Below are 15,632 nucleotides of genomic sequence, written 5' to 3' on the forward strand. Positions count from 1 at the left end.
AGGCCCTGAAGATGGATGTAAGGATAGCTATTACGGACGACCACCCGATGGTACGCGACGGACTTGCCGCAATGCTGCAGGCGGCGGGCGGTATTACGATTACGGCAAAGTATGCCTCGGGTAATGCTTTGCTGGCCGGGCTCAAAACGGATGTGCCCGATGTATTGCTGCTTGATATGCACCTGCCCGATATGCATGGCAGGGAGATCGTAAAAGCGTTGCGCAAACAGTTTCCCGGCCTGAAGATCATTATCGTTACCAGTACCGAAAGCGTGTTCCTGGTCAAAGCCATGCTGGATGCTGGCGCCAGGGCTTACCTGCTTAAAACGGCGGGCCAGGATCAGCTTAGCGATGCCATCCGCCAGGTAATGGCGGGCGAGGTGGTGCTCTCTCCCGAAGTAAAAGAGCTGTTGCTCAAAAATGCCCTGAAGCAAAAAAGTAACCTGGCCTATAACGAAGAACTGACGGAACGCGAGATCCGCATCCTGGAGCTGATCGCCGAAGAGCTGACCAGCCCGGAAATAGCAGAACAGCTGCACCTGAGCCAGCGTACTATTGAGAATTACCGCCTGGGACTTATGCAAAAACTCGGCGCTAAAAATATGGCGGGCCTGGTTAAAAAAGCGATACTGATGGGTATTATCCGGTAAACCGGTTCCTGTCCTGCCTGTCCGGAGGAAATTTCCCCTGTTCATAAACCGGTGTTTCACGGTTGTATAAAGCGCCAGGGGTTCCGATCTTTGCAGCCGGCTTAAAGCCGGATGTAAACCGAAAAGAACCCCATCTTTAAAATCTTGAAAGTCTTGATCCGTAAAATATCATTGATCCTCGCCGCCTTATTGCTGTCCCTCTATATTTGTTATGCCTTGTAATGCGACAGTGGGTTAAGTAAGGGAGTAACTGCCTGCGCCGTTTTTTATAAAGGCAGTCCTGTTATATCTGTTAAAAATACGGCGGGCCGGGCGGACGGTGTACTTATTTGTCTTAATTTGAAGCCTCGAACACCGTCAAAAAAAATTGCAGCAATATGACTACGAAAGAAACATTTACGCTTAGCGGCGAAAACCTGCTTAAGAAAATAAAGGAGTTGATCGCGGAAGGCAACATCCGTAAAATTACCATTACCGATAAGTCCGGTAAGGAACTTATGTCCTTCCCCATGACCCTGGGCCTGGTCGGTGCATTGCTGGCGCCGGTGCTGGCTGCGGTCGGCGCTATGGCTGCCCTGGTCAGCGAGTGCAATATTACCGTAGAACGTAATGAGCCCGGGCAGGAAGCAGAAGGTACGAAAGTGCCCTGATCTGGCTGAGTTGCCTTGTATAAACGTACGATACCCCTGTTACCGCTGCTCCGGCACGGTACAGGGGTAATTTTTTGGGGACAATGTAGTCCTGCCGGATTTTACAAGCTTTACGCTTAGAAATTGAGGGTATAGGCCAGCGATATGGCAATGGGTAAGAGCGAAGTGCCCGAAAGCTGGGCGTCGGTATTGCTTACGAAGTAGAAGAAGGGATTCTGCCGGTTATACACATTCAGTACGCTCAGGTTCAGTACCCCGGTTACCCCTTCTTTAAACTGCGACAACCAGTTGACGCCAAGGTCGAGCCGGTGATAGGCCCGCAGGTCGGTAGTGGCAATAAAGGCCCTGACCTCCTTGTCGTACCAGGGCAGATCGGCCGTACGGATAATCAGGGTAGGTGGCTTGGGCTTACTCTGGAACGAAAATACAGCTGTGAGTTCCAGGTGTTTGTTGAATTTATAGGTATTGACCAGGTTCAGGTTATGCCGCCGGTCGTACTTATACAAAAAGGTCTGGCCGTAGTTGACATCGGGCAGCGTGCGTGTACTCCAGGACAGGGCATAACTCAGCCAGCCGCGGTATTTGCCCTTTGATTTACGGAGCGAAAATTCGACACCATAAGCCTCGCCATCACCGGTGGCGACCCTTGAAGCCCAGGAGCCGTAAGAAGAAACCGAGGTCACTCTCCTGAAGGTCAGGTACTCCGTTACATTTCTGGAATCCTTATAATAAGATTCTATGCAGAGGTCCAGCAGCCCGTTAAAGATCTGTCCGTTCAGACCCAGGCTGACCTGGTTGGATATCTGGGGTTTGATGGTGTCCGATGAGGGAATCCAGAAGTCGGCCGGCAACGAGGTCTGGCTCCTGGAGAGCCGGTGCAGGGCCTGTTGCATACGCGCGTAAGCCAGGTTAGCCGACCATTTTTCGTTGAACTGGTACCGCATATTAAACCTGGGTTGCAGCGATGAGTAGGATACCTTTTCGTAAAAATACCGGTTGAAGTGCAGGCCGGCAGAGAGCCGCAATTTGGGCGAAAGCATCATATTGTCTTCCGCAAAAAAGCCGGCCTCGTTCACGCCATTGTCATTAACGATATCCTGCAGCACGGTAGGCACAAAGATAAACGGGCGTTGCGGGGTATAGTCGACGGTAATGATCTGCCTGATACTATGCGGGTCGAAATTGTGACGCATGTAAAATATGCCGGCCTCGAATTCGTGTTTGCCACCCGGCGCATAGCGGGCCTGGAACTTGGCGGTCAGATCGGATACACCGGTAGTGATCCGCTCATTGCCCCGCCTTACATAAACGGTGTCGACAAGCTGGGATACATTGTTGTACTGGTTGCTGATCGCCAGTTTATAGGCAGAGTAGGAGATGCTCAGGTTGCTGGTAAGCGCACCGGAATAATTGTGCTGCCAACGGAATACCGCAGCCCGGTTTTCGGTATTCATCTGGATGGTCTGCTTCAGGTATTGTCCCTCTGCGATCTGGATACTGTCGCTGGTCAGTTTGAAGCGATCCTGGGAAATATACCCGCTCAGGAAAATTTGATCTTTATCCGAAAAACGGTGGCGCAGTTTGAAGCTCAGGTCCTGGAAATAAAAATTGAGCCCCGGGGTAAACAGCCGCACATAATAATCGTGGTAACTTCTCCTGCCGGCAATGGAAAATGTGGTCTTGTTTTTTACGATAGGGCCTTCGAGGGAAAAGTCGGCGGCCATAGTGCCGACCGAAACACTGCCATGGTAATGTTCGAGGTCGCCACTTTTCAGCGTAATGTCCCATACCGAAGAGATACGCCCGCCATAACGCGCCGGGAATGCACCTTTGTAGATATTGATATCCTTTACCGCGCGGGAACTTACCGACGATAACAAGCCGAACAGGTGGGTAGCGCCATAGATATTAACATCGTCCAGCAGCAGCAGGTTCTGGTCCGGCGAGCCGCCTCTTACGATCAGGCTGCCCGATCCGTCGTAGGCTTCCTGTATACCCGGCGCTGTTTTTACCATACTCAACAGGTCCACATCGCCCGCAAAGCGGGGCAGGAAAGAGAGCTCGCTAAAAGAGAGCTTGATCCGGCTGAGGGGAGAAAAGGGGGTAATATCGGAGGAGGCAACCACCAGGATAGAGTCGAGGCCCTCGTGGGCGACATCCATTTTTATTTTGATCATCGGGGCATTTACACCGTGTAATACGATCTCTACGGGTTTGTAGCTCATATAACTCAGGCGCAGCTTCAGCGTGTCCGATATGGCAGGTATACTGAAATAGCCGTCCTTGTCGGTAAAGGTGCCGCCATTCTGGTGCTCCGGGTCCAGGATGGTAACGCCCTGCAGGCGTTCGCCGGTTTCTTTGTCTTCGATCACGCCTTTAAAAAGCCGGTCGGCGCCGGGGTTACGTTCTTCCCGTTCGGCGGGGCCGATCAGGATCACTTTGTGTTTTTCTTCAAAATGGAAACCGGTACCTTTTAACAGGTAGCGGAGTACGACCGATAATTTTTCATCCTGGAAACTTTTGGCGCCTACGGGGAAATTGCGGAGCCCGGTGGTTTCGTAAGCAAAAGGCAGACCTGAGGCCTGCTGTAGTTGCAATAAACATTTATCCAGGCTCCCGGGGCCAAGGTCGAGGGTGACCCTGGTGTCCAGCAGCTGGGCATGTGCACTTATTCCTATAAGCAGGACCGTCAGTAGTGAAAGAAGCAGCCTGGAATAAGTGTTTGCTACAAACCACCTACATACCATTCACAAAAGAATTCTTTGTTCCTCCGGGGAAACTCTGTCTATTGCGTAATTTTAATGTTCTTACCATCATGTTCAAAGCTGAGACCACTCACCGAATGCAGCATATCCAGAACGGCATCTACCGTAAGATCCCTGGAAAAGCTCATATTGAACCGGTACGGAGCCGTTTGCTTCGGATCGTATTTCAGGTTGACATGATACATGGTTTGTAATAATACGGATATTTCGCTTAACGACACAGCGTTCAGGTAAATAATTCCATTATTGTTCCAGGCTTTAACTTCCTCGGGGGCATATTTTTTCTTCCGGAACGATTTATCGTTGCAGGAATACGATAATTTTTCCCCGGGTTTCAGCACATCGAGTTTGTCTTTGTCCTCATCAACCTGTACCAGTCCGGTAATAACACTAATCTCCACGCGTTTGGTTCCCCTGCGTACGTCAACTACGAAAGAGGTACCGAGCACCTTCACAGAAACATGTTCAGGAGTATAGACGGTAAATGGCGCCTGTTTGTTAGGCTGAACGGAAAAGTGGGCGATGCCGTCGAGGGTGACATGCCGCTCGTGGCTGGCAAAATGTTCGGGATAACGGATACTGCTTCCGCCGGATAACCATACCAGCGAACTGTCGGGCAGGGTAACCGGCAGCTGGGCGATGCCCTGGGGCGCGGTTACTTCGATCATTTGTTCTGTACCGTTACCGCTAAAGAAATAAACGCCGAGCAGGGACAGGCACACCAGCAGGGCGGCAGCCGCTGCGATAGCCTTTATCCTGAACGTAAGCCGGCGAGACTTTTGCGGAGCTGTAGCGATCCGGGCGCGGATCGCCGTATGTATATCCGATTTAATGCGCTCTTTCTCTTCGTCTGAAACGAAGGTAAGGGCCTCGATAACCGGGGGCTCGTCAAACCATTGATTTAAAAGGGCCTCTTCTGCTTCCGTACAGGTACCCAGCCTCTGCTTTTCCAGCAGCACAAGAAGTTGTTCTTTGTCTATTATTCGCATAAAAAATGTATCGTTGCAAAATGCCTGCATCGGGGCTCGTTACAAAGACAAAGCCCGGCGGCTTTAATACTAGGTCGCGTTGAAAAAAATATATAAATAAATACCTAACAATATCATAATGATTCGGTAATGTTCCAGCCCCGACCTGATTCGTTTTAAAGCATTACTCAATTGGTTCTTTACAGTTTGTTCGGACAAAGACAATTTTTGGGCTACTTCGGCGATCGAATACCCTTCTTCCTTGTTCAGGGTAAATACATCTTTCATCTTGTCGGGCAGCTTGCCGATTTCGCCGAGATAGAGTTGCCGCAATTCCTTTTCACTATACCGTTCCTGTACTTCGAATCCCGCCACCGGCGCTTGTACCGCTGCATTATGATTGTGTTTCTTCTTGGTATTGAGCGACCGGATATGGTTAAAAACCCGGTTGCGGAGCGCTACCTTAATATAGCCCTCCAGTGTTTCCGTTATATTGATCTGCTCCCGCTTTACCCAAAGGTCCACGAATAGCTCCTGGACGATGTCCTTGGCGCTTTCCTGGTCGAGCAGGTGCCAGTAGCAGGTCTTGTACGACTGCTCCCAATACCTGTTGTACAGGATTTCGAAGGCGGCAGCGTCCTCCTGCTTGACCAAAAGCCAGAGTTCTATATCTGATAGTGCGTTCAAAAAAGATGATTAAAACAAATGAGTTATTAAAATGATGGCTATTGGTTTAAGACCCCTGTCGTATTAAAGCACTAAAGATAATACAAAAATGTAACGCACAAATATTTACCCTGAAGAGGCCGTCCACGGCCATTTTCAGGGTTTCCCGGATTTTTTTTTCGAAAAAATGAGCGTCTGCCTAGTACGATCTTTTTGACGCTGTGTCTTTAAAGTATAGCCCCCCGTTATACAGCACGTATAACAGTACAGGGGGACACAGATCGGGACAAAAGCCGGCAAGGATAGCAAGAATAAAAAGTATTCCCGGATTTCGCAGGCCAGGTGCCGGAAACTGAAAGAGAGGACTAAGTGGAATACTCTGTTTAAACAAGATTTTATGAAAAAGTCAAAAGTAATAATCACCGGTATGCGCCTGCTCCTGTTGCTGGGATTGTTTCTTTTGGGAAAAGAAGTGGGCGCTTTGGCGATCCCGGGTAAACGACAGGCGGAGACTCCGACTTCCGACCTCGTAGTTAAATCCTGCGGTATGGTGCTGAAAGTGTCCGGACAAATGGTAAACCCGGAGCGGGATAAGTGACGTGAGGTTTGAATTTGGAACGATAGAGCACGGTCTTTGCAGGCCGGGAACAAGGGAAAAAGGTAATATCGAACATCAATAGAGGGGGAACATTATTATTAACCTATGTACGGTATCCGTAAGATGCCGGAATACATGAACAATAATCCTGTTTACGCAATGGAAATAAAAGAGATAAAACGGACAAGACCGACCAAAAGAAAACTGATCCAGGCATTTGAAGAATTTAAGGATGGCAGATCGTGGGAAGACATTTGTAAAGAAATGGAAATATACTGGGATTCCAACTCAAAGTACAACGGAATGGTGATCGCCGATATCAAGCGGTTAAAAGAACTTGAGGTGGAAAATGCAAGGCTGAGAGATATGTATGTATCGCTAAGCCTGGCCTATACCGAACTAAAAAATAAAACAGGAATTGCGCTTGAAATGGGATTCGAATCCTAAGCAGCGTTCCGGAACATATTGATGGTTCTTCCGGGTTAAATGGGGTAAAAATAGCCGTTTACGGCGGCCCGGCCGAACCATCTCCTTTTTTGTTGATCAATAGAATAAGCTCAAGGCGATTTAGACTGGATTTTATGCACTCAAAAAAGACGTACGCGAGTACGTCTTTTTCTTTTTTGTATCGTGCTTGTGTATTGTAAAAAACGGCGCTTCGGGGTTCTCAGGGATCAAGCGGAATTCCTGTGGGATTAATAAAAAGGGTTGTTCTTAAAACGAATCATCATTTGGCCAGATCCTTATTTATTTGCTTAGCTATTCGTAGTGTCTCGCTACGAATTTACCAAGCTTGGCAGTTACTACTATTTGCAGCAGTGGAATGGGATCAGGCGGAATTTCTGGGGGGGATTAAGGATCGAGTCTGCAGATCTGTTCGCATGTTATTTATTCAAGGGAAATTAATAGGGAGCGCTTTAGTTATTCAGGGTAGATAAATATACCGTAATATCAGTTCCTTGCCGGCGAATGTGATGTTGTGCATTTCATTTTTTCTCGCAGCGATACGGCGACGCAGCGAACGGGTGCATATTGGTCGTAACATCTGGTCACTAACCGCGTAGAAATGCTTTGCCCAACGCCCATTACATGCACTGCCGGGACGCCAAGCCAGGAAACAACCAAACATACCGACCTTTAGAAAAAGGGCGTTAATAAACCGCGTAGCGCTCATGAGCACCAACAGAAAAATAAAAAATACGGCGAATAAATGCCGCAGGACGCCGTATAGAAAGAAATACAGTTCCCACAGTCTGGCCCTGTACTTTAGTTCATTCGTCATTCCTTCGTCCATTTTTTTACTACTGCCCGGACTTATTTCTTTTAGGCGTACAAGGCATTTTTAGCACTTTTTCTACAGTCTTGATTTTTGCTTCTTTGTATTAAGACAAAGAAGAATAAAAAATCAGGGTAAGTACACCGGAGTACCCCAACTTTTCCGCTTGATCCGTGGAATGCGCGTTTTTTTCTTGCAGCGATGCGGCGACGCAGCGGGCTGTTCCCTTTACGTTTGATCCGTTCTCAGCCCTGTTTTACCCGTGCAGTATTTTCAAAAATAATGTTGGTGAGCAGAGCCCTGTCTTCCGATGAAAAATGAGCATGCCCGATGCCGACCAGTTGTGCATAAAGTCCTTCGGCGGGTTGTGTAAAAGTGCTGTAGGCATAGTCTACCAGTCCGTCGACATATTTTTGGCCGGCGCCCATCCCGGTTAATTTCCCGGCTACGAAACCGTTAATGGTTTCGATGTCCAGGAAACAAAGCAGGCGGCCTACACCAAAGCAATACCCGTAATAGGTCAGGCCGAATACATTGAACAAGGTCTCGTCCTGTAAGTCCCACCGCGGGTCGGTAACGACGGTATGGAATAACTGTTCTGCTTTTTCCTGAAATACGGTTTCCATTTCTTCTTCGTTTTGATAATACCTCTAAGGTATCGTTATCGTTTATAATCCGGTTGGTCCAGCAAAACAGGGTCCGGGTTCATCAATACCCAGCGGTTGGCCAGTTCACAAAGGTAATTAAGCGTATCGGTGGGTGCGTCGCCGCTTTTACGGATATCGTGTACCTGTAACGCAAGTTCCGCAAGTGTACCGGTGTCCAGCGCATTACCCGAAGACAGGTGATGCAGGTAAGCATCCAGCATTTTCTTAAAGTCCAGATGCCAGTTGCCGCCGCCATTGCGGTATATTTCATCCCGCACTTTGCCGGCAATGCGCACCACCTCGCCCTGTACTGTTTTAGCCGGGCCTTTCGACGGTACCAGCAGTTCCCATAATTCCTCGAACTGTTTGGGCCAGGTGTCGCCGCTTACGGTAATGGGCGATACGCCATCGTGCATCACGCGTTTTTTAACGGGTGTTACCTGGTACATTTCGTACAGGGTAGTCAGGGCCCGGTCCGTATCTTCGAGGTAGTCCTTATTGAAATTCTGGCGGTGAAATTCGAAATCTTCTCCCCGGCGGGTAATGGCGTCTTTCATCTTTTGCGTTATCGGATCACCATCCTTAAGTAACATTTTCGACAGGGTTACCAGGTTGACCAGGTCGATATTGCTGGCACGGGTCAGCGCGCATTCCAGTGGTGTTTGTCGTTGCCCATCGAGTGCCTGCGTATCGGCGCCATGGGCGATCAATTGTTCCGCAGCTGCGGTATTAAAGCCGCTTCCTGCTGCAAAGTGTAGCGGGGTAGAACCGTATTGGTCCACCGCGTGTACATTGGCGCCCAGTTCGAGCAATACAGATACGTCGCCGCTGCGGGACATGGCATGCCGGTGCAGGGCGGTACGGTTATAGGTGTCGACGGCTTCCAGGTCGGCCCCGTTTTGTACCAGCCAGCGCACCAGTTCGCCTGGTACCCAATGAAAACTCAGTGCCGTCGCTTTGCCATAACCGCCTCTTGCATCCGGTTCGCAGGTGTCAAATACCCTGATCAGTGCAGGCATATCTTTTTTTTCGATCAGGGTGTCAAAATCTTTGGGTAAGGTCTTTTTTTTCTTTGCCATGGTTTGTTGTTTATAATGCAGGCCAGCCGTCTGTTTCCTTTTATTAGGCTAAAACGCCGGTATATAACGCCGGAAAGGGCTACAAGTTCAAATATAGCCTAAAGCCGGCAGCTGGCCGGACAACCGTAAAAGTGTTATTTTCGATGTTGGATAGGAGATGTGAGAAAAAGTGTTCCCGCAGCTGTCATGCTTCGTCACAATTACTTCAATAAAGCCAGCTAACTGAAGCGCTTCTGCTAATACATGTCCCTTTATCAAAGCCAGCTAACCGGTGAGATCCTTCGCTGCGCTCAGGATGACATCAACCCTCCAACATCTAACATCTAACATCTCAATACTATGAATCCGCTATTCGACTATCTCAGCCTGTTTACCCATATACCCGGCGAAGACCGCGAGGCGATCAGCGCCTGTGCCCGGTTGCGCGATGTAGGCGAGGGGGAGGTTTTACTACAGGCGGGCAAGCCTGCCCGCGAGTTTTTCTTTATCTGCAGCGGGGTATTGAAGATCGTAACTACCAACGAAAAAGGTGTTGATGTCGTCCTGCATTTTCTGAAGGAGCACCAGTTCTGTACCATTCTCGATAGCCTGAATCGTGGTGTTATCGCGGAAGAAAGTATTGCAGCGGCCTGCCCGGCATCCCTTATCGTATTCCCGAGAGCCGACCTGTTCCGGCTTTACGATCGCTTTCCTTATTTCAAAACCCTGATCGGCGAGATTACCCAACAGGCCCTGCTGGCCAAGATACAGGCCCGTAATGCTTACCTGGGCGAAGACGCCACTACCCGGTACCGAAAATTCCTGATGCGGCAGCCGGATATCGCCCTCAAAGTATCCCAGGCCGATATCGCTTCTTACCTCGGGGTCACGCAACAATCGCTCAGCCGCATCCGGCGTAATATACGTTGAGGATAGCGGTTTTCTCTTTTTACCATTTGGTAAATAACCTGCAGACTACGGTGCCGAATTTTGCTTTATAAAAATAAAGTGATCATGATGACACCAGAAAAAGCACTGCTCCTGGCAGGTAAAAAAGTAATTGTTTTAGGGGGTACTTCAGGTATTGGCCTGGCTACTGCAAAGGCAGCCGCGGCCGAAGGAGCCCATGTAACCGTAGCATCGGGCAATGCAGACCGGGTTGCAGCGGCGCTCGAAGTCTTACCATCCGGTAGTTCCGGTTATACCGCCAACCTCGGTGAGGAGCAGGCGATACGCGAACTATTCGAAAAAACAGGCCCGTTGGACCACCTGGTCTATACGGCCGGCGAAAACCTGAAACTGGACCCTATATCGGGTATGGACCTTGAAGCCGCCAAAGCCTTTTTCAACATTCGCTACTGGGGCGCCCTGGCTGCGGTTAAATATGCGGCGCCGCTTATCCGCGACGGCGGATCGATTAATCTTACCGGTGGTATTGCGGCTGCCCGGCCCGGGGTGGGCTGGTCGATAGGGGCCAGTATCTGTGGCGCTATGGAAGCCTTTACTCGTGCTATGGCGGTAGAGCTTGCGCCGGTAAGGGGCAACCTGGTAGCGCCGGGCGTGATCAAAACAAACCTGTGGAATGGCTTTGCCGAGCAGGATCGCAGCGCTTTATTCGATACGGTAGCCCAAAGTGCCCTGGTAAAACGCGTGGGCGAGGCCGACGATATCGCTAAAGCTTTTCTTTACCTCATGACCCAGTCTTTTTGTACCGGGCAAAGCCTGGTGGTAGATGGCGGTTCCGTACTGGTATAGACCGGCGTGAGGCAGCTTAAGGAATAGGGACAAGAACCGGGCAGATCGTTAAGGTCTGCCCTTTTTTGGAAGCGGCGAAAGGCCAGGAATGTTACGCATGATGTATTACGGGATTGATGCCCTGTAAACGGGAAATCAACAGGGTCATAACGGGTAGGGGAAATTTCCCCTGTCGAGAAACCGGAGTTTCACTCTTGCCGGGGCATGGGGATAGTATCATCTTTGCATCAGAAAACGATGAAGCCCCTAAACCCACCTAGTAAAACATTACACCTTTCACCACCATTGCCGTCAAACCCCGGCAATGGTGGTGTAAAACCGCAGGATATGAATACACTCTTCAAATTGCTTTGTCTCTTCTTTTTTGTCACGCTGCTGTTTATCGGTTGCGCGCTGGCAACTGTTGCCTGATATCCCGAAATCCTCTATCCTATCCACCGGCTATCCCGGTGGCATTGTTGTATGTAGCCGTTGCCCGCAGCTGCATTGTTCGTAGTGTCCCGCTAATGTACTATTTGTGGATCAACGTAAAAAGTTGTTGATTTTCAAAAAAGATATAGCTTTTGCTTTTGGATGAAAAGAGATAGGATCAAGCGGAATTCGTGTGGGATTAATAAAAAGCCTTGTTCTTAAAACGAATCATCATTTTGCCAAATCCCTATTTATTTACTTAGCTATTTGTAGTGCTTCGCTACGAATTTACCTGGCCTGGCAGCTATTACCATTTGCAGCAGCGGAATACGTTTTTTCTCGCAGCGATACGGCGACGCAGCGAACGGGTGTATATTGGTCGTAATACCTGACCTCCAACCGCCTAGACATGCTTTGCTCATCACCCGTTACATACACTGCCGGGACGTCAAAACATACCGACCTTTAGAAAAAGGGCGTTAATAAACCGCGTAGCGCTCATGAGCACCAATAGAAAAATAAAAAAATACAGCGAATAAATGCTGCAGGACGCCGTATAAAAAGAAATACAGTTCCCACAGTCTGGTCCTGTACCTTAGTTCGTTCGTCATTCCTTCGTCCATTTCTTACTACTGCCCGGACTTATTTCTTTTAGGCGTACAAGGCATTTTTAGCACTTTTTCTACAGTCTTGATTTTTGCTTCTTTGTATTAAGACAAAGAAGAATAAAAAAAACAGGGTAGGTATACCGGTGTTCCACAACTTTTCCGCTTGATCCTACTTTACGCTTAATCAAACTTAATCCACAACTTTTGTCCTTGACCCCTATTCGTAGCATCCCACTACGAACCGCTTCTTTAATTTATTCCGCCAGCTTTAAACGCCATGTTGCCTGTATACGCCGACCACCGTTTTGCAGCTGTTCCAGGAGTTCCGCAGGCGCCGAAGCTACGAGGTATTGCAATGCATCGGTGCTGCCGAAATCGGGTTCCGCTTCCCGGTCGATCTCGAAACCTTCGCCACGGAAAAAGTCCGCGGCTGCTTCCAGGCTGTCGAATTTATTATCATCGATACGGTGGGCTTCAAGAAATTGTTGTAGCTCGTCTTTGGGCAGCAGCCCTGCAAAACGGGCTTCATCCTTCAGGTAGATATCTGCCGTAATCCAATACCCGCCTCTTTCCTGCAATACGTTACGGATAATGGCACAGAGCTGTTTCTTCTCTTCGGTATTGAGATACATCAGCAAACCTTCGTTAATGATCGTAAGCGGTCCGGGTGCAAAGCGGTCTGTAATGGCCCTGAAATCCGTTTCGTGCAGGGCGTTCAGCGGCTGCATTTCCAGTTTGCCCTTGGCTTCGGGTAAGCCGGCCTGCAGCGCTTCGAGCAAGGGTCTTTTAGCGGCAATAAGGTCCGGCAGGTCGGTATCTATAAAGTGTACTTCCTGTTCGGTGCTCAGCTGCAGGCCCCGGAAAGAAAAGCCGGAGGAGAGTTCAAGGATATGGGAGGGTTGTATATCGGCCAGCAGGGCATTGACCTGCTGGTAGCGGCTTTCGAAATGTACCACCCGGGCCCAGTAACCGAAGTCTTTACGTTCGAAGTCGGGTATGAAATGGTCCGGCAGGCTAATAAGTCTTGCGGCCTCGCGGGCAAAGGGGATACCCGTATGCCCTTTCATCAGTAACAGTACTTTGGCCGAAGGACTTATGGTGGCATAGTCGCGGTTCGCGGAGGAATCACTGTTCATAACAAACGTTTTGAGTATTCAAATGTCCGCCATTTTGCAACGTAAACAAGAGGTCCGGCCATAGCTATCCCTTATCCCTGCATCAGCCAAAATTTAAGTCCGCTGCGGACAAGGCTTTCCGGCTGCCTGGTTTATCCCGCAGGCCAACCGGACGCTCCCGGTGCTGTGTGTGCAATTATTTTTCTAGCTTTGCCGCTTCCCGGTTAACGGTATTACCTATTATCCTTGCCGGGCGATGTGCTACGTTTAACCTGCCTTAAACCGTTTTCTATGTCTGCAGCTTTAAATCCCAGGCCCCAAAGTACGCACAGGATCCGTTTCGACGACTGCGATCCTTTCGGCCATCTCAATAATATCAGCTACCAGCGTTATTTCCTGCGTGCCCGCGAAGATCATGTACTGGACTTTTATGCATTCGACCTGTTCCGGCATATGGCCATCCAAAAAACAGGCTGGGTGGTTTCATCCTTCCAGATCCGTTACCTGGCGCCGGCTTTGATGAATGAATTGGTAGTAATCGAATCGGCCCTGGTACAATATGATGCTTCTTCACTCTGGGTGGAAGCGATTATGTATGATCAAAAACAGGAGCGCATCAAAGCCCTGGCCTGGATGCAGTTTGCTTATATAGATGCGCAAACCGGTCGCAGGACTGAACACGACGAAGCCTTTACCGCTTTGATGGCCGCCGTACGGGTACCCGGACACCCGGCATTGGGCGCCTCTTTCGAACAACGTGGCGACACCCTGAAGGCCGAAAGCCGCCAGCGCACTTCGGGTGCGGGATAGATCACTGTAAAAGCATCAATAAAAATATGGAACAGAGAATTGCTTTGCCCGACCTGGCCCAGGGTTTTGCCTCGGGCCTGTTTCAATCAGGCGCTTATATCAAAAAATCGGGCCTCGACCCGAAATTGCTGGAACTGGTGTATTACCGCGTTTCGCAGATCAACGGTTGCGCCTATTGCCTGGACATGCACCACCAGGAGGCTGTACAACTGGGGGAGACCGAGTTACGGCTGCATACGCTGGCTGCCTGGACCGAGTGTCCTTATTTCAGCGAGGCCGAAAGGGCGGCGTTGGCCTGGGCCGAGGCCGTAACCCGTGCGGAAGCGCCGGATGCGGTGTACGAACAGCTTAAAGGTTTTTATACCCAACAGCAGATCGCGGACCTCACCCTGGCTATTGCCAATATCAATAGCTGGAATCGCATCAATATCGCCTTTCGCGCTACTCCCGGGCATTACCGTCCGGGTATGTTTGGCTAGGAACAGGGTATGAACTGTTTATTACAACAGGAAATACCTGCCTTTCTTACCCGGGCAGGCTGTGAGATAAACCTGTTTACCACAGCGGGTACAGATATAAAGGGCTGTGCCCGCTTTATCTGCCGGGTTAAAAAGAAGCCGGCACTAAACTTATATATACGATGAAAATAGTAGTAACCGGTAGCAGCGGACACCTGGGCGAGGCGCTTGTGCGTACGCTCCGGGCCGCCAATCACGAAGTGCTGGGCCTGGACCGGCTTGCCGCTCCTTTTACGACCCATACAGGTTGTATCACCGATCGCGACCTGGTACGGCAATTGTTGCAAGGTGTCGACGTGATCCTGCATACTGCTACCCTGCATAAACCCCATGTAGCGACACATAGCCGCCAGGATTTTGTCGATACCAATATCAGTGGCACGCTCAACCTGCTGGAAGAGGCCGTGGCAGCCGGCGTTCGCGCTTTTATATATACCAGCACGACCAGTACTTTCGGTGCTGCGCTCAGCCCGGCGCGCGACCGGCCCGCTGCCTGGATCACAGAATCTGTGCAGCCGGTGCCGAAAAATATATACGGTATTACCAAAACGGCGGGCGAAGACCTGTGTATGTTGTTTCACCGCAAATACAACCTGCCCTGTATCGTGTTGCGTACTTCCCGCTTTTTTGCAGAGGCCGACGACGATGCCGCGGTAAGAGCTAGTTATGCCGATGCCAATATAAAGGCCAACGAGTTGCTGTACCGCAGGGTCGATATCGAAGATGTAGTGACGGCGCATATACAGGCCATGGCACGGGCAGAGGCGATCGGCTTCAGTACTTATATCATCAGTGCTACTACACCTTTCCGGCAGGAGCACCTGGAACTCTTGCATCGCGATGCGCCTGCCGTGGTGCGGGCCTTATACCCCGGTTACGAAAAGCTGTATGCAAAGCTGGGCTGGAAAATGTTTCCCGAAATAGGCCGTGTTTATGTAAATGATAAGGCTGTGGCCGAACTGGACTGGCATCCGCGTTACGATTTCGGATATGTACTGGACTGCCTGGCGCGGGACGTCGATTTTCGTAGTCCCCTGGCGCTGCTGACCGGTAGTAAAGGTTATCATCCCGGCACTTTTGAACAAGGTCCTTATCCTGTATAGCTTTTATATTTGAGCGGCTTACGGGTGTTGTTTA

Annotated in this window: 16 protein-coding genes; 9 read left to right on the forward strand and 7 right to left on the reverse strand. The window is 49.8% G+C overall.

What is annotated here, in order from left to right; translation table 11 throughout:
• Positions 1 to 11: 11 nt before the first annotated feature.
• Together B0I18_RS08545 and B0I18_RS08550 are read left to right on the forward strand one after the other, a co-directional pair.
• The gene (locus tag B0I18_RS08545; RefSeq protein WP_106522269.1) at positions 12 to 650 is read left to right on the forward strand and encodes a response regulator; all 639 of its coding nucleotides are present in this window, start codon (positions 12 to 14) and stop codon (positions 648 to 650) included.
• Positions 651 to 1,027: 377 nt separating this feature from the next.
• Positions 1,028 to 1,300 carry a DUF4342 domain-containing protein gene (locus tag B0I18_RS08550; RefSeq protein WP_106522270.1) on the forward strand — a complete coding sequence of 91 codons (273 nt, stop codon included), beginning with the start codon at positions 1,028 to 1,030 and terminating at the stop codon, positions 1,298 to 1,300.
• Positions 1,301 to 1,416: 116 nt separating this feature from the next.
• Here B0I18_RS08550 and B0I18_RS08555 read toward each other — a convergent pair whose 3' ends face one another.
• The 3 genes from B0I18_RS08555 to B0I18_RS08565 all read right to left on the reverse strand — a co-directional run bounded on the left by B0I18_RS08555 (position 1,417) and on the right by B0I18_RS08565 (position 5,720).
• Positions 1,417 to 4,047 (reverse strand): TonB-dependent receptor, encoded by a 2,631-nt coding sequence (locus B0I18_RS08555; protein ID WP_106522271.1) that lies wholly within the window; start codon positions 4,045 to 4,047, stop codon positions 1,417 to 1,419.
• A gap of 38 nt (positions 4,048 to 4,085) precedes the next feature.
• Positions 4,086 to 5,054 (reverse strand): FecR family protein, encoded by a 969-nt coding sequence (locus B0I18_RS08560; RefSeq protein WP_181358389.1) that lies wholly within the window; start codon positions 5,052 to 5,054, stop codon positions 4,086 to 4,088.
• A gap of 69 nt (positions 5,055 to 5,123) precedes the next feature.
• Positions 5,124 to 5,720, reverse strand: a complete 597-nt coding sequence (locus B0I18_RS08565) for an RNA polymerase sigma factor (RefSeq protein ID WP_106522273.1) — start codon at positions 5,718 to 5,720, stop codon at positions 5,124 to 5,126.
• Between the two features lie 376 nt (positions 5,721 to 6,096).
• Between B0I18_RS08565 and B0I18_RS08570 the strand changes: the two genes are divergently transcribed.
• Positions 6,097 to 6,297 carry a hypothetical protein gene (locus B0I18_RS08570; protein ID WP_106522274.1) on the forward strand — a complete coding sequence of 67 codons (201 nt, stop codon included), beginning with the start codon at positions 6,097 to 6,099 and terminating at the stop codon, positions 6,295 to 6,297.
• A 105-nt stretch (positions 6,298 to 6,402) separates the two neighbouring features.
• Entirely contained in the window at positions 6,403 to 6,744 is a 342-nt protein-coding gene (locus B0I18_RS08575) for a hypothetical protein (RefSeq protein WP_106522275.1), read from the forward strand.
• Between the two features lie 478 nt (positions 6,745 to 7,222).
• Here the strand turns inward: B0I18_RS08575 and B0I18_RS08580 are convergent, their stop codons facing one another.
• From B0I18_RS08580 to B0I18_RS08590, 3 genes are all read right to left on the reverse strand, one after another.
• Entirely contained in the window at positions 7,223 to 7,591 is a 369-nt protein-coding gene (locus tag B0I18_RS08580) for a hypothetical protein (protein ID WP_106522276.1), read from the reverse strand.
• Between the two features lie 227 nt (positions 7,592 to 7,818).
• Positions 7,819 to 8,199 (reverse strand): hypothetical protein, encoded by a 381-nt coding sequence (locus B0I18_RS08585; protein WP_106522277.1) that lies wholly within the window; start codon positions 8,197 to 8,199, stop codon positions 7,819 to 7,821.
• Between the two features lie 35 nt (positions 8,200 to 8,234).
• Positions 8,235 to 9,299: an ankyrin repeat domain-containing protein gene (locus B0I18_RS08590; protein WP_106522278.1), complete on the reverse strand. Its 1,065-nt coding sequence runs from the start codon at positions 9,297 to 9,299 to the stop codon at positions 8,235 to 8,237.
• A gap of 339 nt (positions 9,300 to 9,638) precedes the next feature.
• Between B0I18_RS08590 and B0I18_RS08595 the strand changes: the two genes are divergently transcribed.
• Positions 9,639 to 10,208, forward strand: coding sequence for a Crp/Fnr family transcriptional regulator (locus B0I18_RS08595; RefSeq protein ID WP_106522279.1), 570 nt, complete (start codon positions 9,639 to 9,641; stop codon positions 10,206 to 10,208).
• A gap of 84 nt (positions 10,209 to 10,292) precedes the next feature.
• A complete protein-coding gene (locus B0I18_RS08600; protein WP_219905946.1) occupies positions 10,293 to 11,033 on the forward strand; it encodes an SDR family oxidoreductase in 741 nt (246 codons plus the stop codon).
• 1,273 nt (positions 11,034 to 12,306) lie between these two features.
• Here the strand turns inward: B0I18_RS08600 and B0I18_RS08605 are convergent.
• Positions 12,307 to 13,188: a class I SAM-dependent methyltransferase gene (locus B0I18_RS08605; RefSeq protein ID WP_106522280.1), complete on the reverse strand. Its 882-nt coding sequence runs from the start codon at positions 13,186 to 13,188 to the stop codon at positions 12,307 to 12,309.
• 270 nt (positions 13,189 to 13,458) lie between these two features.
• Between B0I18_RS08605 and B0I18_RS08610 the strand changes: the two genes are divergently transcribed.
• From B0I18_RS08610 to B0I18_RS08620, 3 genes are all read left to right on the forward strand, one after another.
• Positions 13,459 to 13,977, forward strand: coding sequence for an acyl-CoA thioesterase (locus B0I18_RS08610; RefSeq protein WP_106522281.1), 519 nt, complete (start codon positions 13,459 to 13,461; stop codon positions 13,975 to 13,977).
• A gap of 26 nt (positions 13,978 to 14,003) precedes the next feature.
• The gene (locus B0I18_RS08615) at positions 14,004 to 14,456 is read left to right on the forward strand and encodes a carboxymuconolactone decarboxylase family protein (protein WP_106522282.1); all 453 of its coding nucleotides are present in this window, start codon (positions 14,004 to 14,006) and stop codon (positions 14,454 to 14,456) included.
• A 161-nt stretch (positions 14,457 to 14,617) separates the two neighbouring features.
• On the forward strand, positions 14,618 to 15,598 hold the full coding sequence (locus B0I18_RS08620) for an NAD-dependent epimerase/dehydratase family protein (protein WP_106522283.1): 981 nt from the start codon (positions 14,618 to 14,620) through the stop codon (positions 15,596 to 15,598).
• Positions 15,599 to 15,632: the final 34 nt, after the last annotated feature.

It is taken from the genome of Taibaiella chishuiensis, assembly GCF_003014535.1.
GTDB classification, from domain to species: domain Bacteria; phylum Bacteroidota; class Bacteroidia; order Chitinophagales; family Chitinophagaceae; genus Taibaiella; species Taibaiella chishuiensis.